At 70.9% G+C, this 23743-nt stretch carries 22 protein-coding genes; 16 read left to right on the forward strand and 6 right to left on the reverse strand.

Features of this window, described 5'->3' with window-relative positions; translation table 11 throughout:
• Window positions 1-4: 4 nt before the first annotated feature.
• The 3 genes from I004_RS0100510 (at window position 5) to I004_RS31285 (ending at window position 2497) form a co-directional block, all read left to right on the forward strand.
• Entirely contained in the window at window positions 5-1450 is a 1446-nt protein-coding gene (locus tag I004_RS0100510; protein WP_028433893.1) for an alpha/beta fold hydrolase, read from the forward strand.
• A 74-nt stretch (window positions 1451-1524) separates the two neighbouring features.
• Window positions 1525-2100, forward strand: coding sequence for a tRNA (adenosine(37)-N6)-threonylcarbamoyltransferase complex ATPase subunit type 1 TsaE (gene tsaE, locus I004_RS0100515; RefSeq protein WP_028433894.1), 576 nt, complete (start codon window positions 1525-1527; stop codon window positions 2098-2100).
• 151 nt (window positions 2101-2251) lie between these two features.
• The gene (locus I004_RS31285) at window positions 2252-2497 is read left to right on the forward strand and encodes a hypothetical protein (protein ID WP_037974512.1); all 246 of its coding nucleotides are present in this window, start codon (window positions 2252-2254) and stop codon (window positions 2495-2497) included.
• A gap of 89 nt (window positions 2498-2586) precedes the next feature.
• On the opposite strand, the gene I004_RS0100525 is transcribed toward I004_RS31285, so the two are convergent.
• Window positions 2587-3144, reverse strand: a complete 558-nt coding sequence (locus I004_RS0100525; RefSeq protein ID WP_028433895.1) for a L,D-transpeptidase — start codon at window positions 3142-3144, stop codon at window positions 2587-2589.
• A gap of 150 nt (window positions 3145-3294) precedes the next feature.
• Here I004_RS0100525 and I004_RS31290 point away from each other — a divergent pair, with 150 nt between their 5' ends.
• The 5 genes from I004_RS31290 (at window position 3295) to I004_RS0100550 (ending at window position 7397) form a co-directional block, all read left to right on the forward strand.
• On the forward strand, window positions 3295-4695 hold the full coding sequence (locus I004_RS31290; RefSeq protein ID WP_078510775.1) for an LmeA family phospholipid-binding protein: 1401 nt from the start codon (window positions 3295-3297) through the stop codon (window positions 4693-4695).
• Window positions 4696-4794: 99 nt separating this feature from the next.
• Window positions 4795-5460: a tRNA (adenosine(37)-N6)-threonylcarbamoyltransferase complex dimerization subunit type 1 TsaB gene (tsaB, locus tag I004_RS0100535; protein ID WP_028433896.1), complete on the forward strand. Its 666-nt coding sequence runs from the start codon at window positions 4795-4797 to the stop codon at window positions 5458-5460.
• 56 nt (window positions 5461-5516) lie between these two features.
• Window positions 5517-6056 carry a ribosomal protein S18-alanine N-acetyltransferase gene (gene rimI, locus I004_RS0100540; protein ID WP_078510776.1) on the forward strand — a complete coding sequence of 180 codons (540 nt, stop codon included), beginning with the start codon at window positions 5517-5519 and terminating at the stop codon, window positions 6054-6056.
• Window positions 6049-7152 (forward strand): tRNA (adenosine(37)-N6)-threonylcarbamoyltransferase complex transferase subunit TsaD, encoded by a 1104-nt coding sequence (gene tsaD / locus I004_RS0100545; RefSeq protein WP_028433898.1) that lies wholly within the window; start codon window positions 6049-6051, stop codon window positions 7150-7152. Before rimI ends, tsaD begins: the two co-directional genes overlap by 8 nt.
• Window positions 7149-7397 carry a hypothetical protein gene (locus I004_RS0100550; RefSeq protein WP_028433899.1) on the forward strand — a complete coding sequence of 83 codons (249 nt, stop codon included), beginning with the start codon at window positions 7149-7151 and terminating at the stop codon, window positions 7395-7397. Before tsaD ends, I004_RS0100550 begins: the two co-directional genes overlap by 4 nt.
• Before the next feature lie 153 nt (window positions 7398-7550).
• Here I004_RS0100550 and I004_RS0100555 read toward each other — a convergent pair whose 3' ends face one another.
• The gene (locus tag I004_RS0100555; RefSeq protein WP_028433900.1) at window positions 7551-8747 is read right to left on the reverse strand and encodes a class I SAM-dependent methyltransferase; all 1197 of its coding nucleotides are present in this window, start codon (window positions 8745-8747) and stop codon (window positions 7551-7553) included.
• A gap of 238 nt (window positions 8748-8985) precedes the next feature.
• Here I004_RS0100555 and groES point away from each other — a divergent pair, with 238 nt between their 5' ends.
• Together groES and groL are read left to right on the forward strand one after the other, a co-directional pair.
• Window positions 8986-9294, forward strand: a complete 309-nt coding sequence (groES, locus tag I004_RS0100560; protein ID WP_028433901.1) for a co-chaperone GroES — start codon at window positions 8986-8988, stop codon at window positions 9292-9294.
• A 110-nt stretch (window positions 9295-9404) separates the two neighbouring features.
• The gene (gene groL, locus I004_RS0100565; RefSeq protein ID WP_028433902.1) at window positions 9405-11030 is read left to right on the forward strand and encodes a chaperonin GroEL; all 1626 of its coding nucleotides are present in this window, start codon (window positions 9405-9407) and stop codon (window positions 11028-11030) included.
• Between the two features lie 78 nt (window positions 11031-11108).
• Here the strand turns inward: groL and I004_RS0100570 are convergent, their stop codons facing one another.
• The 3 genes from I004_RS0100570 to I004_RS0100580 form a co-directional block, all read right to left on the reverse strand.
• Window positions 11109-11882, reverse strand: coding sequence for an SDR family NAD(P)-dependent oxidoreductase (locus I004_RS0100570; RefSeq protein WP_028433903.1), 774 nt, complete (start codon window positions 11880-11882; stop codon window positions 11109-11111).
• Window positions 11883-11902: 20 nt separating this feature from the next.
• Window positions 11903-12565, reverse strand: a complete 663-nt coding sequence (locus I004_RS0100575) for an MOSC domain-containing protein (RefSeq protein ID WP_028433904.1) — start codon at window positions 12563-12565, stop codon at window positions 11903-11905.
• Between the two features lie 152 nt (window positions 12566-12717).
• On the reverse strand, window positions 12718-13029 hold the full coding sequence (locus I004_RS0100580) for a WhiB family transcriptional regulator (protein ID WP_028433905.1): 312 nt from the start codon (window positions 13027-13029) through the stop codon (window positions 12718-12720).
• Window positions 13030-13403: 374 nt separating this feature from the next.
• Here I004_RS0100580 and I004_RS0100585 point away from each other — a divergent pair, with 374 nt between their 5' ends.
• The 4 genes from I004_RS0100585 (at window position 13404) to I004_RS0100600 (ending at window position 17644) form a co-directional block, all read left to right on the forward strand.
• Entirely contained in the window at window positions 13404-14015 is a 612-nt protein-coding gene (locus I004_RS0100585) for a response regulator transcription factor (RefSeq protein WP_003948568.1), read from the forward strand.
• Window positions 14016-14293: 278 nt separating this feature from the next.
• Window positions 14294-14878 carry an RNA polymerase sigma factor ShbA gene (shbA, locus tag I004_RS0100590; RefSeq protein ID WP_028433906.1) on the forward strand — a complete coding sequence of 195 codons (585 nt, stop codon included), beginning with the start codon at window positions 14294-14296 and terminating at the stop codon, window positions 14876-14878.
• A 52-nt stretch (window positions 14879-14930) separates the two neighbouring features.
• Window positions 14931-16448 (forward strand): IMP dehydrogenase, encoded by a 1518-nt coding sequence (gene guaB, locus I004_RS0100595; protein WP_028433907.1) that lies wholly within the window; start codon window positions 14931-14933, stop codon window positions 16446-16448.
• A gap of 86 nt (window positions 16449-16534) precedes the next feature.
• Window positions 16535-17644 (forward strand): GuaB3 family IMP dehydrogenase-related protein, encoded by a 1110-nt coding sequence (locus tag I004_RS0100600; protein ID WP_028433908.1) that lies wholly within the window; start codon window positions 16535-16537, stop codon window positions 17642-17644.
• 364 nt (window positions 17645-18008) lie between these two features.
• Here the strand turns inward: I004_RS0100600 and I004_RS0100605 are convergent, their stop codons facing one another.
• Window positions 18009-19271 (reverse strand): nucleotide sugar dehydrogenase, encoded by a 1263-nt coding sequence (locus tag I004_RS0100605; protein WP_028433909.1) that lies wholly within the window; start codon window positions 19269-19271, stop codon window positions 18009-18011.
• Between the two features lie 289 nt (window positions 19272-19560).
• Between I004_RS0100605 and I004_RS0100610 the strand changes: the two genes are divergently transcribed.
• A complete protein-coding gene (locus I004_RS0100610; RefSeq protein ID WP_028433910.1) occupies window positions 19561-21267 on the forward strand; it encodes a glycerol-3-phosphate dehydrogenase/oxidase in 1707 nt (568 codons plus the stop codon).
• A gap of 283 nt (window positions 21268-21550) precedes the next feature.
• A complete protein-coding gene (locus I004_RS0100615; protein WP_028433911.1) occupies window positions 21551-23635 on the forward strand; it encodes a serine/threonine-protein kinase in 2085 nt (694 codons plus the stop codon).
• Window positions 23636-23743 lie beyond the last annotated feature (108 nt).

The following is a 23743-nucleotide window of genomic DNA, read 5'->3' on the forward strand; positions in this document are numbered from 1 at the left end:
CGGGATGACGACCGTGTTGGAGGCCGAGGGGATCGCGGACGCCGCGGGCCGCGGCGCCCAAGCGGTCCCGCGCGGCGGCCGGGGGGCGTGGGGCCGGCGGGCCGGGTTCGCCGGGGCGACGCTGGGGCTGGTGGCGGCGGGTGTCGCCGTGGAGCGCCTGACGGTCAACCGCGGGGTGCGGCGCACGGCCCGCCTCGCGCTGGACGCGGCAGGTCCGTACGGCTCGCTGCGCGGCACCCCGGGCACGGCCCGCGCGGAAGACGGCACGGAGCTGTACTTCGAGACCGACGAGCCCGAGTTGTACGAGGACGCCTCCGATCCGGAGCTCGACGCGGGCTCCGGTCGCGGTTCCCGTGGAGCCCGTACGGACAGCCGGCGCGCGGCGGCCGCCCCGGAGCCCGCGGCCGCCCGTACCGCTGCTGCCGCGGCCGCCGGCGACGGTGTCGGTGGCCCGACGGTGGACCCGGTGCGCATCGAGGCGGGGGCAGGCAACGGCGACGTGCGCCCCGGGGGCCCGCCGACCCCTCACCGGAGCCGCCTGATGCGAATGCTCAGACGGCGCTCGGAGCCGGCGGACGCGGCAGGTGGGCCGTCACGGAAGACTCCGCCCGCACCGCCGACCGTCGTCTTCACCCATGGCTACTGCCTCAGCCAGGACGTCTGGCACTTCCAGCGGGCCGCCCTGCGCGGCGCCGTGCGCACCGTCTACTGGGACCAGCGCAGCCACGGCCGTTCCGGCCGTGCACCCGCCGGCGAGCCCGTGACGATCGACAAGCTGGGCCGCGACCTCAAAGCGGTGCTCGACGAGGCCGTCCCGGAGGGGCCGATCGTCCTCGTCGGCCACTCGATGGGCGGCATGACGGTGATGGCGCTCGCCGACCAGTACCCGGAGTTCGTCGCCGAGCGCGTCACCGGCGTCGCCCTGATCGACACCAGCGCGGGCGGCCTCGGCGAGGTGACGTACGGACTACCGCTCCCGACCGTGGGCGTGAAGGCGGTCCGGCGGGTGGTGCCGGGAGTGCTCAAGGCGATGGTCGCGCAGAGCGCGCTGGTCGAGCGCGGCCGGCGGGCGACCGCGGACCTCTTCGCGGGGCTGGTCAAGCGCTACTCGTTCGGGGACGTGCGGAACGTCGACCCGGGGGTGGCACGCTTCGCGGAGCGCCTGATCGAGTCGGTGCCGATCGATGTCGTCGCGGAGTTCTACCCGGCGTTCGAGGCGCACGAGAAGACGGAGGCGCTCGCGGCGTTCGACGGGTGTTCCGCGCTCGTCCTCGCGGGGGAGCGTGACCTCCTCACGCCGTACGCGCACAGCGAAGCCATCGCGGCGGCGCTGCCCTCGGCCCGGCTGCAGATCCTCGAGAAGACCGGCCATCTGTCGATGCTGGAGCGCCCGCACGAGGTCAACGAGGCCCTGGCACAGCTGATCACCCGCGCCGTGACCGGCAGCTGAGCGCGGCGTCGCGCACGGGATCCCGGAGGAAGCGCGGCACAGGGCACCGCCCGCCGCGCGTACCATCCGGACGCATGGAAGCACCACAGTCCCCGGCGGCGGCCGAGCCGCTCGCCGTCCAGCACACCGCCCTCGTACCGACGCCCGAGCGGATGCAGGAGGTGGGGCGGCGCATCGCAGGGCTGCTCGGCCCCGGTGACCTCGTACTGCTCACGGGCGAGCTGGGCGCGGGCAAGACGACGCTCGCGCGCGGTCTCGGTGCCGCGCTCGGAGTGCGAGGCTCCGTCACGTCGCCCACCTTCGTCATCGCGCGCGTGCATCCTCCGCTCGGCGACGGGCCGCCGCTCGTGCACGTGGACGCGTACCGGCTGGGCGGGCACGGCCTGGAGGGGATGGACGACCTCGACCTGGATGTCTCGCTGCCCGAATCGGTCGTGATCGTGGAGTGGGGCGAGGGACGGGTCGAGGAGCTCTCCGAGGATCGGCTGCACGTGCTGATCGGGCGCAGGACCGGCGCACACACGGACGCCACGGCCAACAGCGGCGCGGAGGAGTCCGTCGCCGAGAACGCGGCGGACGACGAGCGGACCGTGACCGTCACCGGTGTCGGCGAGCGCTGGCGAGGGGTGGATCTGTCCGTTCTCGGGTGACGTTCCGGCAGGCAGACCGTGCGGGTGCATGTGCCGACAGGTTGTCGGCAAGATGTTGCACCCGCGGTGTCGGGCATGGTCAGATGGTCGGGAGAGCGGGGTTAGGTCTGCCTCACTTGACCCGCCCGCCCAGGAGCCACGGGAGGACCCCATGCCCGCCGAAGACCGAGCGCGGAAGCCCGGCGCGCTGCCGTCGGCTCCGGAGGAGACAGGCGTTTCGATGAGTGCGCTGCTCGCGTCCTGCGCGGCCGCGGACGCGGTCTCGACACCCCCGTCGGACGCGGACGAGCAGGCGGAGCGCGGGAAGCGGCCGACGTCGGACGGCGACGAGGGATCCGCCGCGGTGGCGGGGAGCCCCAGGTCCCCCAGGTCGCACCCCGGCCAGGACGCCGCCTGACAGCCGGCACAGGCTCCAAAGACAGTGCGGCCGTCCGTCCGGTCAGGGCTCGCGCGCCCCGCCGGTGACGCTCCCGTGAGAGCGCCTGGCTAGCGGACCACCACGACCTTCGTGCCGATGGTGGCGAACAGCCACATGGCCTCACCGTCCGCCCGGCGCTCCCGGATCCCTCCGGTCGGCTCCACAGGGTCGGCGTCCGGCAGCGACCCGTCGAGCGCCGCGCTGAACCCTATGGTCGTGCCCTGGCTGGTCGCGAAGCGCACCACGTTCTCCACCGGCACTCCGTCCGAGCCGGTCACGTGCGGGGCGCGGGATTCGACCTTGTACGTTCCCGGCTTCGGGTCGACTGAGCTGGGCGCCACGCGGAAGGTGCGCTTCACCTCCTGGTTCCGGCCCATCAGCCAGACCCGGTTGCGGTCCAGGTCGTACACGACCCGCTCGCCCGCGCCGGAGAAGGCGGGAAGGTTGGTCTCCCGCTCCTTCTGCTCGCGCTCCGACAGGCCCCCGGAACCGCCGCGGGAGTCGGAGGAGCCGGCCTTGTCGCGGTCCTGAGCGGCGCTCGCCTGATATGTGAAGAAGCCGATGACGGCGAGGGCCGCCGCCGTAAGCGCGGCCACGACCGCTCCCGCGCTGCTGCCACGTGCCACCGTGTGCCGCCACCTCTCAGTCCGCATTCGCAGCGACGACGGTAGCAGCAGAGGGCACGCCCCCGACCTGGGCGCCGGGCGCACGGGAGCCGTATCTGCTTCCACGGGGGCGAGTTGGAGATCGCGAAGGCCCTGTGGTCGCATGATCCGATGAGCGCGCACGGATCCCCGACAAGTTCCACGCCGTGGACAAGGACGGCACCGAATCCTTACGAGCAGCTGGCGTCGCCTGACGCGCCTCCCGGGGCTCCGTACGGACCCAGCCCGTACGACGCGCTTGCGGCAGATCCCGCTCCGGGTCCCGACGGACAGGCCCCGGCCGGCTCCGGCCTCTACGGCAGCCCGTACGACGACTTCCGCGGCGACGTGGGTGACGCGTACGAGGAGAGGCCCGGCCGGCAGTTCTCGGAGCCTCAGGGCATCCTCGGCGGATTCTCGCTGCGCTCCGGGTACGAGGGCCCCGAGGACCGGATGCCCTATCTGCGGGCGGTGCGCAGACGCCGCCGCTCGCTCATGGGCAGGGCGGTCAGGACGACCGTCGCCGTCGTCGTCCTGCTCGCCTTCCTCGTCGTCGGCGACCGCTGGGCGGCGCTCTACGCCGAGAACCAGGCCGCCGCGAAGGTGCAGAGCGCGCTCAAGCTGCATGCGGAACCGGAGGTGCACATCCGCGGCTTCCCCTTCCTGACGCAGCTCTCCGAGGAGCGGCTCGACCACGTCGACATCGCCGTCCCGGACATGCCCGCCGGGCGGATATCCGTCGCGCAGGTGAAGGGTTCCGTCGACGACGTACGGATCGTGGGCGGCGCCCCGTCCTCCATCAAGGGCGCCGTGCTGGGCCGGATGAAGGGCGACGTACTGCTCGACTTCGACGACCTGGACCGCGAACTGGGCACCTCCCAGGTGGACTTCACCGCCGGCTCCCGCGACACCGTACTCGCGCACGGCGAGCTGCCGGTGGCGGGCAAACGGGTCGAGGTGGGGGCCCGCGCCCATCTGCGGCGCACCGGTGACCACGGGGTGGGCACGACCGTCGACCGCATGCGGCTGAAGGTCCCCGGACTGTTCTCGTACACGCCGGGCAAGGACGGCGGCCTGCGGCTCGCCCGTCCCGTCGCCGAGCGCATCAAGCGAAACGCGGCGGAGGCGAAGGCACTCTTCCGTGTGGGCTCGGTCGCCGAACGGTTCGGGCTGACCCCGCAGCGCGCGGCACAGGTACGGCAGAGCGAGACGGAGCTGCGCCGCACGACCGGTGCTCCGCGCTTCGTCGACAGGCTGATGAAGGTCAACATGCTGGACGTCCTCGTCGAGCACCCCTCCCTCCTGCAGCGGATCGGCATCGACCCGGGCCTCGTCGGGAGCCTGAGGAAGATCGAGGAGCCGAAGCTCGCGGAGAAGCTGTCGCTGTCGGTGCGGCTGCCGGAGGTGCCGGGCGATGTGCGGCTGCGCGGGATCTCCGTGGAGAAGGACGGGATACGCGCGCAGCTGACGGGCTCGGACATGCCCTTCGGCGGAGTGGAGAAGGCGCGTCAGGGTCCCGGCGGGCAACGCTGAGACATCCGTCGGGGCGCCTCGCGTGTGGTGAGTCACCCGAAAGCGTCCCGTACGGGACCCCGGGACCGGCCGCTCCCCGTTCGCCGTAGGCTGGCTACCGTGCTGCTGCTAGCTCTTGACACCGCCACGCCGGCCGTCACTGTCGCGCTGTACGACACCGACGGTGACCGCCTCCTCGCGGCTTCCGACCAGACCGACGCCCGCCGCCACGGCGAGCTGCTGCTGCCCTCGGTCGACCGGGTGCTGCGCGAGGCCGGCCGCCCACTGCAGGACGTCGACCGCGTCGTCGTCGGTACGGGTCCTGGCCCGTACACCGGGCTGCGGGTCGGGCTGGCGACTGCCGAGTCCTTCGGCGCCGCACTCGGCGTTCCGGTGCTCGGAATGTGCACTCTCGACGGCATCGCGTACGCCTCCGGGCTGGAGGTCCCCTTCGTCGTGGCGACGGACGCCCGCCGCAAGGAGGTCTACTGGGCGCGGTACTCCGATGCCCGCACCCGCATCGGCGACCCGGCCGTGGACCGTCCGGGCGAGCTGCCCTCCGAGGTCACCGCGATGCCCGCCGTCGGTGCCGGGGCGCGGCTCTACGAGGAGATCTTCACAGGTCTGCGCACGGACCTTCCCCTCGACCAGTCGGCGGCGGCAATCGCCTGCCTCGCTGCTGAGAAGCTCTCCAAGGGCGAGGAGTTCCCGCCGCCGCGGCCGCTGTACCTGCGCCGCCCCGACGCCCGCGTTCCCGCCAACTACAAGGTGGTCACGCCGAAGTGACCCGGACCGCCGCCGAGCACCGCAGCGGGGGCAGCGCCGATGTGGTCCTCCGCGAGATGCGCTGGTGGGACATCGATCGCGTGCTGGAACTCGAACGGATCCTCTTTCCCGAAGACGCATGGTCGGCCGGCCTGTTCTGGTCGGAGCTCGCGCACGCCCGCGGCTCCGCAGCCACCCGCCGCTATCTCGTGGCCGAGGAACAGGACGCCGGGCATGCGGCGACCGGTGCCCCGGGCGCGGGCGACCTGGGTATCGGCACCGGCCGCACGCTCGTCGGCTACGGCGGCCTCGCCGCCGTCGGCGGCACCGGCGACATCCAGACGATCGGAGTGCTCCCCTCCCACCGCGGCACCGGCCTCGGTGCCCGCCTGCTGGGCGAACTCCTCGCCGCGGCCGCCGGGTTCTCCTGCCACGAGGTGCTGCTGGAGGTCCGCGTGGACAACGCACCCGCACAACGTCTCTACGAGCGCTTCGGCTTCACCCGGATCGGGCTCCGTCGCGGCTACTACCAGCCCGGCAACGTGGACGCCCTCGTCATGCGCCTGGAGACCCCCGCCCCCTCGACGAACTCCCAAGGAACGAAGACTCATGGCTGACGAACCCCTCGTCCTCGGCATCGAGACCTCCTGCGACGAGACCGGCGTCGGCATCGTCCGCGGCCACACGCTGCTCGCCGACGCCATCGCCTCCAGCGTCGACGAGCACGCACGCTTCGGCGGCGTCGTGCCCGAGGTCGCCAGCCGCGCCCATCTGGAGGCGATGGTCCCCACCATCGAACGCGCCCTGCGCGACGCGGGCGTCGCGGCCTCCGACCTCGACGCCGTCGCGGTCACCGCCGGCCCTGGGCTCGCGGGCGCGCTCCTCGTCGGTGTCAGCGCCGCGAAGGCCTACGCGTACGCGCTGGGCAAGCCGCTCTACGGGGTCAACCACCTCGCGTCCCACATCTGCGTCGACCAGCTCGAACACGGCGCGCTTCCCGAGCCGACCATGGCCCTGCTCGTCTCCGGCGGTCACTCCTCGCTGCTGCTCGCCCCAGACATCACGGCAGACGTGCGCCCCCTCGGCTCGACCATCGACGACGCGGCGGGAGAGGCCTTCGACAAGGTGGCGCGGGTGCTCAACCTCGGCTTCCCGGGCGGCCCTGTCATCGACCGGTACGCCCGTGAGGGGAACCCCGAGGCGATCGCCTTCCCGCGCGGTCTGACGGGTCCCCGCGACGCCCCCTACGACTTCTCCTTCTCGGGACTCAAGACGGCCGTCGCCCGGTGGATCGAGGCCAAGCGCAACGCGGGTGAGGAAGTCCCCGTACGCGATGTGAGCGCGTCGTTCCAGGAGGCGGTCACCGATGTCCTGACGCGAAAGGCCATCCGTGCCTGCAAGGACGAGGGCGTCTCCCATCTGATGATCGGCGGCGGCGTCGCGGCCAACTCGCGGCTGCGCGCCATGGCCGAGGAGCGCTGCGCCGACGCGGGCATCGAGCTGCGCGTGCCCCGTCCCAAGCTGTGCACGGACAACGGGGCCATGGTCGCCGCTCTCGGCGCCGAGATGGTCGCGCGCCGCCGTGCCGCCTCCGACTGGGACCTTCCCGCGGACTCCTCGCTGCCCGTCACCGAACCGCACGTGCCGGGCCAGGGACACACGCACGCCCACGACCACGTGCACGAGTTGAGCCGGGAGAACCTCTACTCATGACCGTCGCCCTGATGTGGGAGGCGAAGGCGCCCGAGGGCCGCGGCGGTGAACTGCTTTCCTGGGCCCGTGCCCAGGAGCTGGACGCCTCCCCGCAGCGCCGGGAGACCTTCCGGGCACCCGGGGACCGCGTCCTGGTCATCACCTGGTGGTCCGCCGAGTTGTCCGCGAAGCTCCCCGAACTCCCGGACCCTCCCGAGCAGTTGACGGCCCGTCCCGTGCACCGCTGGCGGTTCGAACAGGTCTGACGGCCGGCCCCACGGCCCTCCGGAACCGGTCACCCGCCGGGTCACCTGAAGGTGCGCACCGAGCCCAAGAGCACCTGGACATCCCGCACTTCGAGGTGCCGTCCGCCAACGGCCCATGGGCCGCGACGACTTCTCGCGACCCGGCCGCGGGGACTATGCCGCGGCCGGTGATCCGAGTGGCTGCCCGAGCAGAACCGTCGGTGCGCCCGCGACCCGGGTGAGGAACACCGTGCATTCGCGTGGTCCTGCGAGCTTGAGCTTCTTGCGCAGCTCCGCCGGTTCCACGGCCGAGCCGCGTTTCTTGATCGTGGCCACCCCGATCCCGCGCTCGCGCAGCAGCGCCCGCAGCCGCTTCAGCTGGAAGGGCAGCACGTCGGTGATCCCGTAGCCGGTCGCGTACGGGGTGGCGCGTGCCTCGTCGCACGTCACATAGGCGATCGTCGGGTCGATGAGCCTCCCGCCGAGATCCGCCGCCACTTCGGCCACCAGATGCGCGCGTACGACCGCGCCGTCCGGCTCGTACAGGAAGCGGCCCACGGTGCCGACCGGCGGATCGGGCAGACCGCGCGACGAGAGTGAATGCCCGCCGGGCAGCAGCGTCGCCCGTACGGGGGAACTTTCCGCCGGGTCCGAGATGCCGAACCAGAGCACGGCCTCCTTCACGTCCCCGGAGTCCGAGATCCACTCCGCCTCGGCTTCGTCGGGAACCATCTCGTGCGGAATGCCCGGCGCCACCTTCAGCGCCGAGTGCCGGAAGCGCCGGGCCACTTCGACGGCCCACGACAGCGGTGGGGAGTACGCCTCGGGGTCGAAGATCCGGCCCTTTCCGCCCCGGCGCGCGGGATCCACGAACACGGCGTCGCGGCCCGAGAGGTCGGCGTCCGCGACGTCCTGGCAGCGGACCTCGATGCGGTCGCCGAGCCCGAGCGCCGCGGCGTTCGCCCGTACGACGTCGCACGTCAACGGGTCGCGGTCCACGGCCAGTACGTGCATACCGGCGCGCGCCAGGGCGATCGCGTCACCGCCGATCCCGCAGCACAGATCCGCCGGACGCTCGACGCCCGACCGCAGGAAGCGCTCCGCCCGGTGCGTGGCGACGTTCGCCCGCGTCGACTGCTCCAGGCCGTTGGGCGTGAAGTACATGCGTGCGGCGTCCTCGGCGCCGAACTTCGCCGCCGCCCGCTGCCGCAGCCGCGCCTGGCCGAGGGCCGCGGACACCAGTTCCGGCGCGTACGTGCGCCGCAGCCGCGTCGCCACGCTCAGCTCGCGGTCGGGCTCGTAGAGCTCCAACGAGCCGAGCAGCGCCTGTCCTTCATCGCCGAGCAACGCGGCGAACGCCTCACGGTCCACCACGGCATTCTCCCGTTCGGCCGTGACGGGTCCGCCCCGGGGGCGGGCGTTCGGCACCGGCGCGACTGGCACTCTGGTTGACGGAGTGCTAACCGCAGCATAATGTCGGCCCTGGCACTCTCCCAAGGCGAGTGCCAGACACAGCGACAGGAAGATCCGGCACCCGCGACGACGGATCTGCCAGGTCGCCACCCCAGACATAAGACCCCGTTATGAGATCTCCGAAGGGGGAGGTCGGATCGTGACGACCGCCAGCAAGGTTGCCATCAAGCCGCTCGAGGACCGCATCGTGGTCCAGCCGCTCGACGCTGAAGAGACCACGGCCTCGGGCCTGGTCATTCCGGACACCGCCAAGGAGAAGCCCCAGGAGGGCACTGTCCTGGCCGTCGGCCCGGGACGCTTCGAGGACGGCAACCGCCTGCCGCTCGACGTGAGCGTCGGCGACATCGTTCTGTACAGCAAGTACGGCGGCACCGAGGTGAAGTACAGCGGCGAGGAGTACCTCGTCCTCTCGGCTCGCGACGTTCTCGCGATCGTCGAGAAGTAAGTCACCGCAGCCGGAAGACATTTCTGATCCGCGCCCCGGTCCCTCCCGCATCGCATACGAGATGTACCGGGGCCGGGGCGCGGTTCGTCTGAGAGGACTCAACAGCTCCCATGGCCAAGATCCTGAAGTTCGACGAGGACGCGCGCCGCGCCCTCGAGCGCGGCGTCGACAAGCTGGCCGACACCGTGAAGGTGACCATCGGCCCCAAGGGCCGCAACGTCGTCATCGACAAGAAGTTCGGCGCGCCCACCATCACCAACGACGGCGTCACCATCGCCCGTGAGGTCGAGGTCGAGGACCCGTACGAGAACCTCGGCGCCCAGCTGGTGAAGGAGGTGGCGACCAAGACCAACGACATCGCTGGTGACGGCACCACCACCGCCACCGTGCTCGCGCAGGCCCTGGTCCGCGAGGGCCTGCGCAACGTGGCCGCCGGCGCCTCGCCCGCCGCCCTGAAGAAGGGCATCGACGCCGCGGTCAAGGCCGTCTCCGACGACCTGATCGCCAACGCACGCCCGATCGACTCCAAGGAGGACATCGCCTCCGTCGCCGGTCTGTCCGCCCAGGACAAGCAGGTCGGTGAGCTGATCGCCGAGGCGATGGACAAGGTCGGCAAGGACGGCGTCATCACCGTCGAGGAGTCCCAGACCTTCGGCCTGGAGCTCGACTTCACCGAGGGCATGGCCTTCGACAAGGGCTACCTCTCGCCGTACATGGTCACCGACCAGGAGCGTATGGAAGCCGTCCTCGACGACCCGTACATCCTGATCCACCAGGGCAAGATCGCGTCCATCCAGGACCTGCTGCCGCTGCTTGAGAAGATCATGCAGGCCGGCGGCTCCCGCCCGCTGCTGATCATCGCCGAGGACGTCGAGGGCGAGGCCCTCTCCACCCTCGTCGTGAACAAGATCCGCGGCACCTTCAACGCCGTCGCCGTCAAGGCGCCCGGCTTCGGTGACCGCCGCAAGGCGATGCTCGGCGACATGGCGACGCTCACCGGCGCCACCGTCATCGCCGAGGAGGTCGGCCTCAAGCTCGACCAGGCCGGGCTGGACGTCCTGGGCAGCGCCCGCCGCGTCACCGTCACCAAGGACGACACGACGATCGTCGACGGTGCCGGCAAGAGCGAGGACGTGCAGGCCCGCGTCGGCCAGATCAAGGCCGAGATCGAGGCCACGGACTCCGACTGGGACCGCGAGAAGCTGCAGGAGCGTCTGGCCAAGCTGGCCGGCGGCGTCTGCGTCATCCGCGTCGGTGCCGCGACCGAGGTCGAGCTCAAGGAGAAGAAGCACCGCCTGGAGGACGCGATCTCCGCGACCCGTGCGGCGGTCGAGGAAGGCATCGTCGCTGGCGGCGGCGCCAGCCTCGTCCACTCCGCGAAGGTCCTGGAGGGCTCGCTCGGCAAGACGGACGACGAGGCCACCGGTGTCGCCGTCGTGCGCCGCGCCGTGGTGGAGCCGCTGCGCTGGATCGCCGAGAACGCGGGCCTCGAGGGCTACGTCATCACCTCGAAGGTCTCCGAGCTCGACCGCAACCAGGGCTTCAACGCGGCCACCGGCGACTACGGCGACCTGATCAAGGCCGGCGTCATCGACCCGGTCAAGGTCACGCGCTCCGCGCTGGAGAACGCGGCGTCGATCGCGTCGCTGATGCTCACGACCGAGACGCTGGTCGTCGAGAAGCCGGAAGAGGAAGAGCCGGCAGCGGCGGGCCACGGTCACGGCCACGCCCACTGACCCGGTCACACGCAGAAGCCCGGTACCCCGTCGCGGGGTGCCGGGCCTTCGTGCGTCCTGCCGTCCTGCCCGCGCGAGTCAGCGGGGCCCGAACTTGCGGCCCGTCGTCGTCGACGCCTTCGACAGCAGCTCCCTGGGCAGGAGCCGGGCCGCGCCCATGAGCGCCTTGTAGCGGACGTCGGGGATGGAGAGGCTCCTGCCGCGGGCCAGGTCCTTCATCGCCGCGTCGACCACGGCATCAGCCTCCAGCCACATCCAGCCCGGCACGCTCCCGGCGTCCATGCCGGCCCGCTCGTGGAACTCCGTCCGCACGAACCCCGGGCACAGCGCCATCAGCCGCACACCCGAGCCCGCCAGGTCCTTCGCCGCGCCCTGGGAGAACTGCACGACCCACGCCTTGCTCGCCCCGTACGTCCCGCGCGGCACGAACGCGGCGACCGACGCGACGTTGACCACGCCTCCGCGCCCCCGTTCCCGCATGCGCTCCACCCCCGCCGAGGTGAGCCGCAGCACCGCCTCGCAGTGGACCTTGAGCATCGTGAGCTCGTCCTCGAGGGGGACGTTCAGGAACGTGCCCTTGTTGCCGAAGCCCGCGTTGTTGATCAGCAGATCCACGGGGTGGTCCCGGTCCCGCAGCCGGTCCTCGACGGCCGAGATCCCCTCGTCGGTGGAGAGGTCCGCGGCGAGGACGGACGCTTCGACGCCGTGCAGGTCGTGGAGGTGCGTCGCCTCCTGCGACAGACGTTCCTTGTTGCGGGCGACCAGTACGAGGTGGTGCCCGTCCCGTGCGAGCCGTCGGGCGAAGGCAGCTCCGAGGCCGGAGGTCGCTCCCGTGATCAGCGCAGTCGTCATGGGGGCACGTTATCCGCGTGTCAACCGGCCCTGCGCCGCAGGGCTTTGCGGCGGGCCTCCGGGTGGAGCGCGTCGCCCGCGGACAGAACGCGCGGCAGGAGGTCCGGCTCCCGCGTCAGCGCGCGGAAGAGGAAGCTCACGGTCACCTCGTGGTCGGGACGGTGAACGATCTGGATCCCGTCCCCGCCGCTCACCGGCCCCGGCTCGACCACCCGCAGATAGGCACCGGGCAACGCCCTGTCCGTGAAGCGCTTGACCCAGCCGCGTTCGTCGAGCCAGCTCGCGAACGTACGGCAGGGGATGCGCACCGAGCTGACCTCCAGCACGACCCGGCTCCCGACGAGCCAGCGCTCGCCTATGCGGGCACCGTTCACATCCAGCCCCAGGGTGGTCAGATTCTCGCCGAACGACCCGTTGTCGAGGTCCCGGCCGAGTTCGTGGGCCCAGTCGTCGAGGTCTTCGCGCGCGAAGGCGTACACGGCCTGATCGTCGCCGCCGTGGTGGCGCATGTCGCCGATGGTGTCCTGCGCGAGGCCGCTGCCGCCGGTGCCCTTCGGGCCGGGCGCGGCCACTTCGACGGGGCCGGAGACGGGGCGCTTGTCGATGCCCGTCAGATTCCCCGGTGCGTCGGTGTACGAGGGAGCGTGCAGCGGCCTGGCGAGATTGACGGACAGCAAGTTCATGAGCGTCAGGCTAAGCGGGTGAATCTCCGCGGACGAGCGGTTTCCGTGCCGGCCGTGAACTTGTGCGGCGGGGCGAGGAACGGGAGGGGACGGTGGCCACTGCGAGGAAGGTCCGAGGCCCGGAGTGCGGGCTCAAGTAGAAACGTTTCTTCTCAATTCTGGGCGTCCGGCACGGCGACGAGCCTGCTGCGGGCACGGCCCATCAACTCCTCGCGCTCGTCCTCGGTCAGGCCGCCCCACACCCCGTACGGCTCACGTACGGCCAGTGCATGAGCCGCGCACTCCGAGCGGACGGGGCAGCGCATGCAGACCTCCTTGGCGGACGCCTCACGTGCACTGCGGGCGGCGCCGCGCTCGCCCTCGGGATGGAAGAAGAGAGAGCTGTCGACCCCGCGGCAGGCGGCGAGCAGCTGCCAGTCCCACAGATCGGCGTTGGGGCCCGGCAGGCGGGAGAAGTCGGCCATTGCGTGTCCTCTCGTCGGCGTACGTGGGGCTCGCTCTCGCTCCATCCATTTATAGACAAATATGACTCATTGCGAACCTAGCCGAAAGAAAGCGATAAGTAGAACTGAGTCTGCTAAATAGGGCAAAAGGCAAAAGACGCCACTCGGGGAAACCCTTCAGCGCGACGCGGCTGAACTGTGTACACGCGATCACGTAGAGTGCTGATGGCGGTGGCCGAAACCCGTAACTCTTTTGGGTGACCGTCGTTGAGTGTGCGGAGGCGGTTGGCGGAACGATCTTGGGCACTGTTGTCCGAGGGGCGTCAACCGCACAGGTGACGATTCGTAACAGCCTGGAGGCTCAAGGTGACGCGCATCAGCTGCGGAGGGCGGTCATGACATCCGTCCTCGTCTGTGACGATTCCCCGCTCGCCCGAGAGGCGCTCCGCCGCGCGGTCGCGACCGTGCCCGGCGTCGAGCGCGTGACGACGGCAGCCAACGGCGAGGAAGTCCTCCGCCGCTGGGGTGCCGACCGGTCCGACCTCATCCTCATGGATGTCCGCATGCCCGGCCTCGGTGGTGTTGAGACCGTGCGGCGGCTTCTGTCGGCCGACCCCGGCGCCCGCATCATCATGCTGACGGTGGCCGAGGACCTCGACGGCGTGGCGCTTGCCGTGGCCGCCGGCGCTCGCGGCTATCTGCACAAGGATGCCTCGCGCGCCGAGCTGCGCGCCACGGTCACGCAGGCGCTCGCGGACCCGACGTGGAGGCTCGCGCCGCGCAGGCTGCGTTCGGCCGAGATGGGTGCCGCTCCGACCCTCACTGCCCGCGAGATCCAGGTGCTGGAGGGCATGAGCCACGGCAGGTCGAACGCCGAGATCGGCCGCGAACTGTTCCTCTCCGAGGACACGGTGAAGACCCACGCACGACGTCTGTTCAAGAAGCTCGGTGCTTCGGACCGGGCGCACGCCGTCGCCCTCGGATTCCGCTGGGGTCTCGTCCGATAGATAGCTCACGTTCGCCCATTGCCCGCCCGTCCCCGCCTGCGAAGTTGCGCCACGCGCGATGCGCGGGGCCGGCCCGGGGGGAAGGGCGGGGCGGCGTATGAGGCCCAGGAATCCCGCGCGTGCCGCATGCTTGTTGTATGGAGTTCCTCGGGGACCGGTCGGTCAGGCGTGAGGGGAGGGCGTGGGAGATGAAGGTCAGCACCCCTGCTCATAACGCTTCGGTGCACAACCATGGACGCGGTGCGACGGATCGTGGCGCTCAGGTGCACCATGGACCGATGCGCAACGAGGGGTCTGACGACAACGCGGTCGTGAGCGCACTCGTACGACGCGCCAGGGAAGGCGACAAGCAGGCGACGCACGATCTCCTCGCCCACGTGCATCCCCTGGCCCTGCGGTACTGCCGTAGGCGGCTGTCCCGACTGCCGGGCGACGCACGGCACTTCGTGGACGACCTCGCACAGGAGGTCTGCATCGCGGTGCTCTGCGCGCTGCCGCGTTACCGCGACACCGGGAAGCCCTTCGAAGCCTTCGTCGTGGCCATCGCCCAGCACAAGGTCGCCGATCTGCAGCGGGCCGCCATGCGCGGCCCCGGTCAGACGGCGGTGCCCTCCGACGAGATGCCCGAGCAGCCCGACGACTCGCTCGGCCCGGAGGAGCGCGCGCTGCTCAGCAGCGACGCCGCGTGGGCCAAGAAGCTGCTCGCGAATCTGCCGCAGCATCTGCGCGAACTCGTGCTGCTGCGCGTCGCGGTCGGGCTCACCGCCGAGGAGACCGGGGAGATGCTCGGGATGTCACCGGGCGCGGTGCGTGTCGCACAGCACAGGGCGCTGAGCCGGCTGAGGGCACTGGCCGAGCAGTAGGTCCGAGCCGTTTAGCATGGACTTTCACCCTGGGCAAGCATTGGAAGGTGTCATGACAGCGAACGACGGAGTCGGAACCGAGGCCGGAGTGCCCGCGAAATTCGCCATGCTCGGCCTGACGTTCGACGACGTGCTGCTGCTGCCCGGAGAGTCGGACATGGCTCCCGGAGACATCGACACCGGCTCGCGGATCTCCCGCAACGTGCGCGTGAACGTACCGCTGCTGTCGGCCGCGATGGACAAGGTCACCGAGTCCCGGATGGCCATCGCCATGGCCCGTCAGGGCGGCGTCGGCGTGCTCCACCGCAATCTCTCGATCGAGGACCAGGCCGCCCAGGTCGACAGGGTCAAGCGCTCCGAGTCGGGCATGGTCACCGACCCGATCACGATCCGCCCCGACGCAACGCTCGGCGACGCCGACGTGCTGTGCGGCCGCTTCCGCATCAGCGGCGTGCCCGTCACCGACGACGCGGGCAAGCTGCTCGGCATCGTCACCAACCGCGACATGGCCTTCGAGTCCGACCGTGACCGGCCCGTGCGTGAGCTGATGACGCCGATGCCGCTGGTCACCGGCAAGGTCGGGATCTCGCGGAACGACGCGATGGAGCTGCTGCGCCGTCACAAGATCGAGAAGCTGCCGCTGGTCGACGACGCGGGCGTGATCAAGGGGCTCATCACCGTCAAGGACTTCGTGAAGGCGGAGCAGTACCCGCTGGCCGCGAAGGACCCCGAGGGCCGGCTCGTCGTGGGTGCGGCCGTGGGCGTCGCGGGAGACGCGTACGAGCGGTCGCAGGCCCTCATCGAGGCGGGCGTGGACTTCGTCGTTGTGGACACGGCGCACGGTCACTCGCGGCTCGTCGGCGACATGGTCGCCAAGATCAAGTCGAATTCGCCGGTCGACGTGGTCGGCGGCAACGTCGCCACGCGCGACGGTGCGCAGACGCTCATCGACGCCGGCGCCGACGGCATCAAGGTCGGTGTCGGGCCGGGCTCCATCTGTACGACGCGCGTCGTAGCGGGCATCGGGGTCCCGCAGGTCACCGCGATCCACGAGGCGTCGCTCGCCGCGCAGGAGGCGGGAGTTCCCGTCATCGGCGACGGCGGCCTGCAGTACAGCGGCGACATCGCCAAGGCCCTGGTCGCGGGTGCCGACACGGTGATGCTCGGCTCGCTTCTCGCGGGCTGCGAGGAGTCGCCGGGTGAGCTGCTGTTCATCAACGGCAAGCAGTTCAAGTCCTACCGGGGTATGGGCTCGCTGGGCGCGATGCAGTCGCGCGGCGAGCAGAAGTCGTATTCGAAGGACCGGTACTTCCAGGAGGACGTCGGCGGCGACGACAAGCTCATCCCGGAGGGCGTCGAGGGACAGGTGCCCTACCGGGGTCCGTTGGGCGCCGTGGTGCACCAACTGGTCGGTGGGCTCAAGCAGTCGATGTTCTACGTCGGCGGGCGCAGCGTTCCGGAGATGAAGGAGCGCGGCCGGTTCGTGCGCATCACCTCGGCGGGGCTCAAGGAGAGCCACCCGCACGATGTGCAGATGACGACCGAGGCACCCAACTATTCACGCCGCTGAGCGCCCGCCACCCACCGGGCTTCCGGGCGCGGCGTGTCGGTGATACTGGAGCGGCACAGCACAGCACGGCGAGAAGGGCTCCACAGGTGACTGAGATCGAGATCGGACGCGGCAAGCGCGGACGCCGGGCGTACGCCTTCGACGACATCGCTGTGGTGCCCAGTCGCCGCACGCGCGACCCCAAAGAAGTGTCGATCGCCTGGCAGATCGACGCCTACCGCTTCGAACTGCCTTTCATGGCCGCGCCGATGGACTCCGTCGTCTCGCCGGCCACCGCGATCCGCATCGGTGAGCTGGGCGGGCTCGGTGTGCTCAACCTCGAAGGGCTCTGGACGCGTTACGAGGACCCCGAGCCGCTGCTCGCCGAGATCGCGGAGCTGGACGAGCGCACGGCGAACCGCCGCATGCAGGAGATCTACTCGGAGCCGGTCAAGGAGGACCTGATCGGTGAGCGGATCAAGGAGGTGCGCGACGCGGGCGTGGTGACGGCCGCCGCGCTCTCGCCGCAGCGTACGGCGCAGTTCTCGAAGGCAGTTGTGGACGCGGGCGTCGACCTGTTCGTCATCCGCGGCACCACCGTCTCCGCGGAGCACGTCTCCGGCGCTGCCGAGCCGCTCAACCTCAAGCAGTTCATCTACGAGTTGGACGTGCCCGTCATCGTGGGCGGTTGTGCCACGTACACGGCGGCGCTGCATCTGATGCGTACGGGCGCGGCCGGTGTGCTGGTCGGCTTCGGCGGCGGCGCCGCGCACACCACGCGGAACGTGCTGGGCATCCAGGTGCCGATGGCGACCGCCGTGGCCGATGTCGCCGCCGCGCGCCGCGACTACCTCGACGAGTCGGGCGGCCGGTACGTCCACGTCATCGCGGACGGGGGCGTCGGCTGGTCCGGCGACCTGCCCAAGGCCGTCGCCTGCGGCTCGGACGCCGTCATGGTGGGCTCGCCGCTGGCCCGGGCCACGGACGCGCCCGGCCGCGGCCACCACTGGGGCATGGAAGCCGTGCACGAGGACGTGCCGCGCGGCAAGCGCATGGACCTGGGTGCGGTCGGTACGACGGAGGAGATCCTGCTCGGCCCCTCGCACACCCCGGACGGCTCGATGAACTTCTTCGGGGCGCTGCGCCGTGCGATGGCGACGACCGGCTACTCGGAGCTGAAGGAGTTCCAGCGCGTCGAGGTCACGGTCACCTGCTAGACCTCGCGGGGCGCAGCCGACGGGGTTCGCCTCGGGTGCGTGGGTCGTGGCGGGGGCGTGCCGCTCCGGGGTCAGTCCGGACGGCATGATTTGCGGCCGACTTCACGGAACGGGTTCGTGCGCTCCGTGTCGGCCACAAGTCACTTCCCCTCGTTTCGCCGGGGAGACCCCGATGAGTGTCCGGACATGGCTCCCTGCGCGTCCCGCCCCTCCCGCCCGTCTCGCGTCCACGGCTTTCGTGCCCCTTCGCCCTTCCCTCGCGATGCCGCCGGCTCGTCGGCGTCTACTGGTGAGACTCACGTTCTCCCGTGGGCACTGACGCGTTGGGCGGTTCGGCGCGTGCGGCGGCGGAGGCCGCCGGTCGTCACAGGCGGTGGGCGGCGCCCGTGGGGCTGGCTCCCCTTGTGTCGAAGAGCAGTTGGGCCTTCGCGGCCAGCCCCTGCAGGTCGTATCTGCGGTGGTGCTGGAGCAGCACTGTGAGGTCGGCGTCGGCGGCGGCCTCGTAGAGGGAGTCGGCACGCGGCACCGGCTGGTCCGCGACCTGCCACTCCATGACGTACGGGTCGTGGAAGCTCAGCTGCGCACCGAGTTGCTTGAGCTTGAGCGCCACTTCCCGTGCGGGGGCGCCCTCCTGGTCGGGCAGATCGGGCTTGTAGGTGACGCCGAGCAGCAGTACGCGGGCCCCGCGGGCCGACTTGCCGTGCTCGTTGAGGAGTTCGGCGGCCCGCTGGCACACGTACCGCGGCATGCGCCCGTTGACCTCCTGCGCGAGTTCCACCATGCGCAGCGGATAGCCCAGCGAACGGCTGCGGTACGCAAGGTAGTTGGGGTCGATGGAGACGCTGTGGCCGCCGACGCCGGGCCCCGGCCGGAAGGCCTGGAAGCCGAACGGCTTGGTCTCGGCGCAGCGGATGACGTCCCAAAGGTCGACGCCGATGTCGTGGCAGAAGACCGCCATCTCGTTCACGAGGGCGATGTTGACCTGGCGGAAGTTGGTCTCCAGCAGCTTCACCGTCTCCGCCTCGCGCGGCCCGCGTGCCCGTACGACCTTGGCGGCCAGCTGCCCGTAGAAGGCGGCGGCCCGCTCCGTGCAGGCCGGGGTCAGACCGCCGATGACCTTGGGGGTGTTGGCGTATCCGTAGCGCCGGCTGCCCGGGTCGAGGCGGGCGGGGGAGTAGGCGAGATGGAAGTCACGGCCGGCGCGCAGGCCGGAGCCCTCCTCGAGCAGCGGCTTGAGGATTTCTTCCGTACCGCCCGGGTACACCGCGGACTCGAGCACGACGGTCGTGCGGGGGCGCAGCTGAGAGGCGAGAGTGTGAGCGGTGGCGCGCACCGCGTCCAGGTTGAGTGCGCGGTCGGGCCCCAGCGAGGTCGGAGCGCAGATCAGGGCCGTACGGACGTGGCTCAGTACCTCGGGATCGGTGGTGGCGCGGAAGCCGCGGGAGATCATGCGGCGGAGGCCGGCCGCGGTGATGGTTCCGTCGGCGGGCGGCCTGCCCGCGTTGAGGCCGGCGACGGTCTCCTCGTCCGCGTCGTAGCCGATGGTCTCGATCCCCGCGGCGACGGCGGCCTGTGCGACCGGAAGACCCGAATGGCCGAGTCCGAGAACGGCGAGATCTGCGGACATTGCTGCGGACATCCTTCCCCTTGCTTCCCTCGCTGGGGTGGCGAGGCCCCGTGCGTGCCGTTCCGGGGGAGGGCCCCGGAAGATCGCGTCGAACTGCCCGGTCCCGTGCTGCGCGGCGCTATAGCAAGTTAATCGGCAATATGACGGATATCTGGGATTACCCGCTCTGCGGCGCCCGCAACGCGGACGAAGTCAGGGAATTGGAGGACCATCGGCAGGGGAACACTGCCTACGTTCTTTCGAACACCACAAGCACCACCGACGGACGCACGACCCACGGGAGGCAGCGGTGAGGACGGCGACACTGGGACCGGAGCAGCGTGTCAGGGCGCTGGCGCAGATGTCCGAGCACGAACTCGACGTGCTGGTCGTCGGTGGTGGCATCGTCGGCGCCGGTACCGCGCTGGACGCCGCGACGCGCGGCCTGTCCACCGGAATCGTCGAGGCGAACGACTGGGCGTCCGGCACCTCCAGCCGCTCCAGCAAGCTGATCCACGGTGGGCTGCGCTATCTGGAGATGCTGGACTTCGCCCTCGTGAGAGAGGCGCTCAAGGAGCGCGGGCTGCTGCTCCAGCGGATCGCGCCGCACCTGGTGAAGCCGGTGCCGTTCCTCTACCCACTGCAGCACAAGGCGTGGGAGCGGCTCTACGCCGGTTCGGGCGTGGCCATGTACGACATCATGTCGATCTCGTCAGGGCACGGGCGCGGCCTTCCCAGGCACCGGCATCTCACCCGGCGTCACGCCCTGCGCGTGGCACCCGCGTTGAGGAAGGACGCGCTGGTCGGCGCGCTGCAGTACTACGACGCGCAGATGGACGACGCGCGCTATGTGGCCACCGTGGTCCGCACCGCCGCCGCCTACGGGGCGCACGCCGCGAACCGGGCGCGGGTCGTGGGCTTCCTCCGTGAGGGCGAGCGCGTCGTCGGGGCGCGAGTGAAGGACCTGGAGCTGGGCGGCGAGTACGAGGTGCGCGCCCGGCAGGTCGTCAACTCCACCGGCGTGTGGACGGACGACACACAGGGGCTGATCGCTGAGCGCGGGCAGTTCCACGTGAAGGCCTCGAAGGGCATCCACCTGGTCGTGCCGAAGGACCGGATCAACTCGACGACCGGGCTGATCCTGCGCACCGAGAAGAGCGTGCTGTTCGTCATCCCGTGGGGCCGGCACTGGATCATCGGCACGACCGACACCAGCTGGGATCTGGACAAGCGGCATCCGGCCGCGTCGAGCGCCGACATCGACTATCTGCTGGACCACGTCAACTCGGTGCTCGCGGTGCCGCTCACGCGCAACGACGTGGAGGGCGTGTACGCGGGGTTGCGTCCGCTGCTGGCCGGCGAGTCGGAGGCGACGAGCAAGCTGTCGCGTGAGCACACCGTCGCGCATCCGGTGCCGGGGATGGTCGTCGTCGCGGGCGGCAAGTACACGACATACCGCGTGATGGCGAAGGACGCGGTGGACGAGGCGGTGCACGGCCTGGACCGACGGGTCGCGGACTGCGTCACCGAGGAGGTGCCGCTCGTCGGCGCCGAGGGCTACCACGCGCTGTGGAACAGCCGGGCCCAACTGGCCGCCCGTACCGGCCTGCACGTGGCGCGGGTGGAGCATCTCCTCAACCGCTACGGCACGTTGACGGAGGAGTTGCTCGAACTCGTCGCCGAGGACCCGAAGCTGGGCGAGCCGCTGCCCGCTGCTGACGACTACCTCAAGGCGGAGATCGTCTACGCGTGCACGCACGAGAGCGCACGGCACATCGGCGACGTCCTCACGCGCCGCACCCGGATCTCGATCGAGACGTTCGACCGCGGTGTGCGCAGCGCGCGCGAGGTCGCGGATCTGATGGCCACGGTCCTGGGCTGGGACGCCGACCAGATCGACCGCGAGGTGGAGTACTACGAGAAGCGCGTCGAGGCCGAGCGCGAGTCGCAGCTCCAGCCGGACGATCTGACGGCGGACGCGGCGCGGTTGGGCGCGCCGGACATCGCGCCCGTGTGACACGCAGTGTGAGGCACCCCGTGTGAGGTACCCGACGGAGAGGTGAAGTCCGAATTACGGGCAGGGAGGGGTCGGTTCGGGTGGGATGCCCGGTTCACGAGCGCCGGTGCGCGTGCGTGGTGCGTCCGCCCGGCGCGTTCCGTGACGATGGGTGAGGCGCCGTGTGCGAGGGCGGCGTCGCGGTGCCCGGCTGCGGCGCCCCCGTACGCGATGTGACGGCGCGATGGTTCACAATGAGAACCGGGCTGGGGTGGGCCATCGCTGAGGGGACACAAGGGGATTCATGAGCGAGCACGAGGGTCGGCTGGTAGGAGGTCGGTATCGGCTCGGGGAAGTCCTCGGCCGTGGTGGCATGGGCACCGTGTGGCGGGGCGAGGACGAGGTCCTGGGCCGTTCGGTCGCCGTGAAGGAGCTCCGGTTCCCCTCCAGCGTCGAGGAGGACGAGAAGCAGCGGCTCATCACCCGTACTCTGCGCGAGGCGAAGGCGATCGCGCGCATCCGCAGCGGCAGCGCCGTGACGGTCTTCGACGTGGTCGACGAGGACGACCGTCCGTGGATCGTGATGGAGCTCGTCGAGGGCGGTTCGCTCGCCGACCACATCCGCAAGGAAGGCCCGCTCACCCCGCAGCGCGCCGCGGAGGTCGGGCTCGCCGTGCTCGATGTGCTGCGCGCCGCGCACCGTGAAGGCGTCCTACACCGCGATGTGAAGCCGTCCAACGTGCTGTTGGAGGACGTCACGGGGCGCGTGGTCCTCACCGACTTCGGCATCGCGAAGGTCGAGGGCGACCCGTCGGTGACGTCGACCGGCATGCTCGTGGGCGCACCCTCGTACATCTCTCCCGAGCGGGCCCGCGGGAAGCCGCCGGGGCCGCCCGCAGACCTGTGGTCGCTCGGCGCCCTGCTGTACGCGTCGGTCGAGGGCCACCCCCCGTACGACAAGGGCTCGGCCATATCGACTCTGACGGCGGTGATGACGGAGGACGTGCCGCCGCCGGAGCAGGCCGGTGAGCTCGAAGAGGTCATCTTCGGGCTGCTGATGAAGGATCCGGACAAGCGGCTCGACGTGGCGGGCGCACGGGCGCTGCTGGAGCCGGTGGCCTCCGGGAGGCACGGTGCGGGCACGGCGGCCGGTGCGGCCGCCGCAGCTCCGGTGCAGGACGGCGGTACGACGGCCGTGCTGCCGCCGAAGCCGGACGGGACCGAGGGCGACGCATCCGAGGCCGGGGAGGCCGGAGACGCAGGCGCCGAGGACGGCGGCAAGGGGCAGGACGCCGAGCCCGCCGAGGGCGGGACGAAGAACGACGGCTCGCCGGCGTCGCCGGGCGGCGGCAAGCAGCGCCGTCAGCGTGGCAAGGCGGCGACCGCGAAGCCGGCCCCGGCCAAGGGGACTTCGAAGAACGCGGCATCGGAAGGCGCTTCGGGCGCGGCAGCCGTGGGTGCGGGCGCCGCGGGCGCCGATGGTTCCGGGGCCGTGGCCGACGACGCCAAGGCCCCCGAAGGTGAGGGGACTTCGGCGCCCGTCGGCTCCGGTGCACTCGCCCGCAACGATGAAAAGGCGGTAGCGCACAGCCCGTCGGGGTCGGGGGACGGCTCCGGAGGAGCGACGACGGGGCTCTCGCAGTTCGCGAGCGGCTTCTCGCGCCGCTCGCTGGCCATCGTGGCGGTGGCGGCAGTCGCCGTGCTGACGCTGATCGCGGTCCTCGCCCTCAACGGCGGTGGCGGTGGCGGCGACGACAAGTCCCCGAAGAACGACACGAGTTCGGGCGCCGGAGGTGCCGAACGCGACAAGGGCGAAGGCCGCGGCACCAAGAAGGACGACAAGGATGGCGGCAAGGAGAAGGAGAGCTCCTCTCCGGACCCGAGCGCCTCCTCCGGCGGTGAGGGCGAGGAGGAGCCCGGCGCGGAGCCCTCCCTGCCCGAGGACTACGAGCAGGTCGACGACAAGCGCTTCCACTTCAGCATGGGGATGCCGGAGGACTTCGAGCGCTCGGGAGTCGCCGGCGCCAACTCCGGGGCCAAGTACTCCGACGGCGGACTGCCCAAGATCCAGGTGGACTTCAGCCCCGAGCCGCTGAAGGACGCCGCCGCCGGATGGCGCGCCCTGGAGCCCTCCGTGAAGAACAACAGCAGCGGGTACCGGCAGATCAGCATCAAGAGCGTGAAGTGGCGGGGCTATCCGACCGTCGGCGACTGGCTGTTCGAGCGCGACGAGGACGGCCACAAGGTGCGGGTCCTCAACCGCGGTTTCCGCGTGGACGATTCACACGGCTACGCGATAATGATCACCTGCCGCGCGGACAAGTGGGACGACTCGGAGTGCAAGACGCTGCGCAAGACGGCGTTCAGCACTTTCAAGCCGCTCACCTGAGAGGGGTTCCCTGCCCGCGTTCCGGGGGACGTTCGGGTTGAGGCCGAATCGGGCAAGCGTTTTAGGTGAGTGAGGCCCGCTGCGGTGTGAGCGCGGCCGGAGAGTCAC

The sequence above is a fragment of the Streptomyces sp. TAA486 genome, from assembly GCF_000426165.1.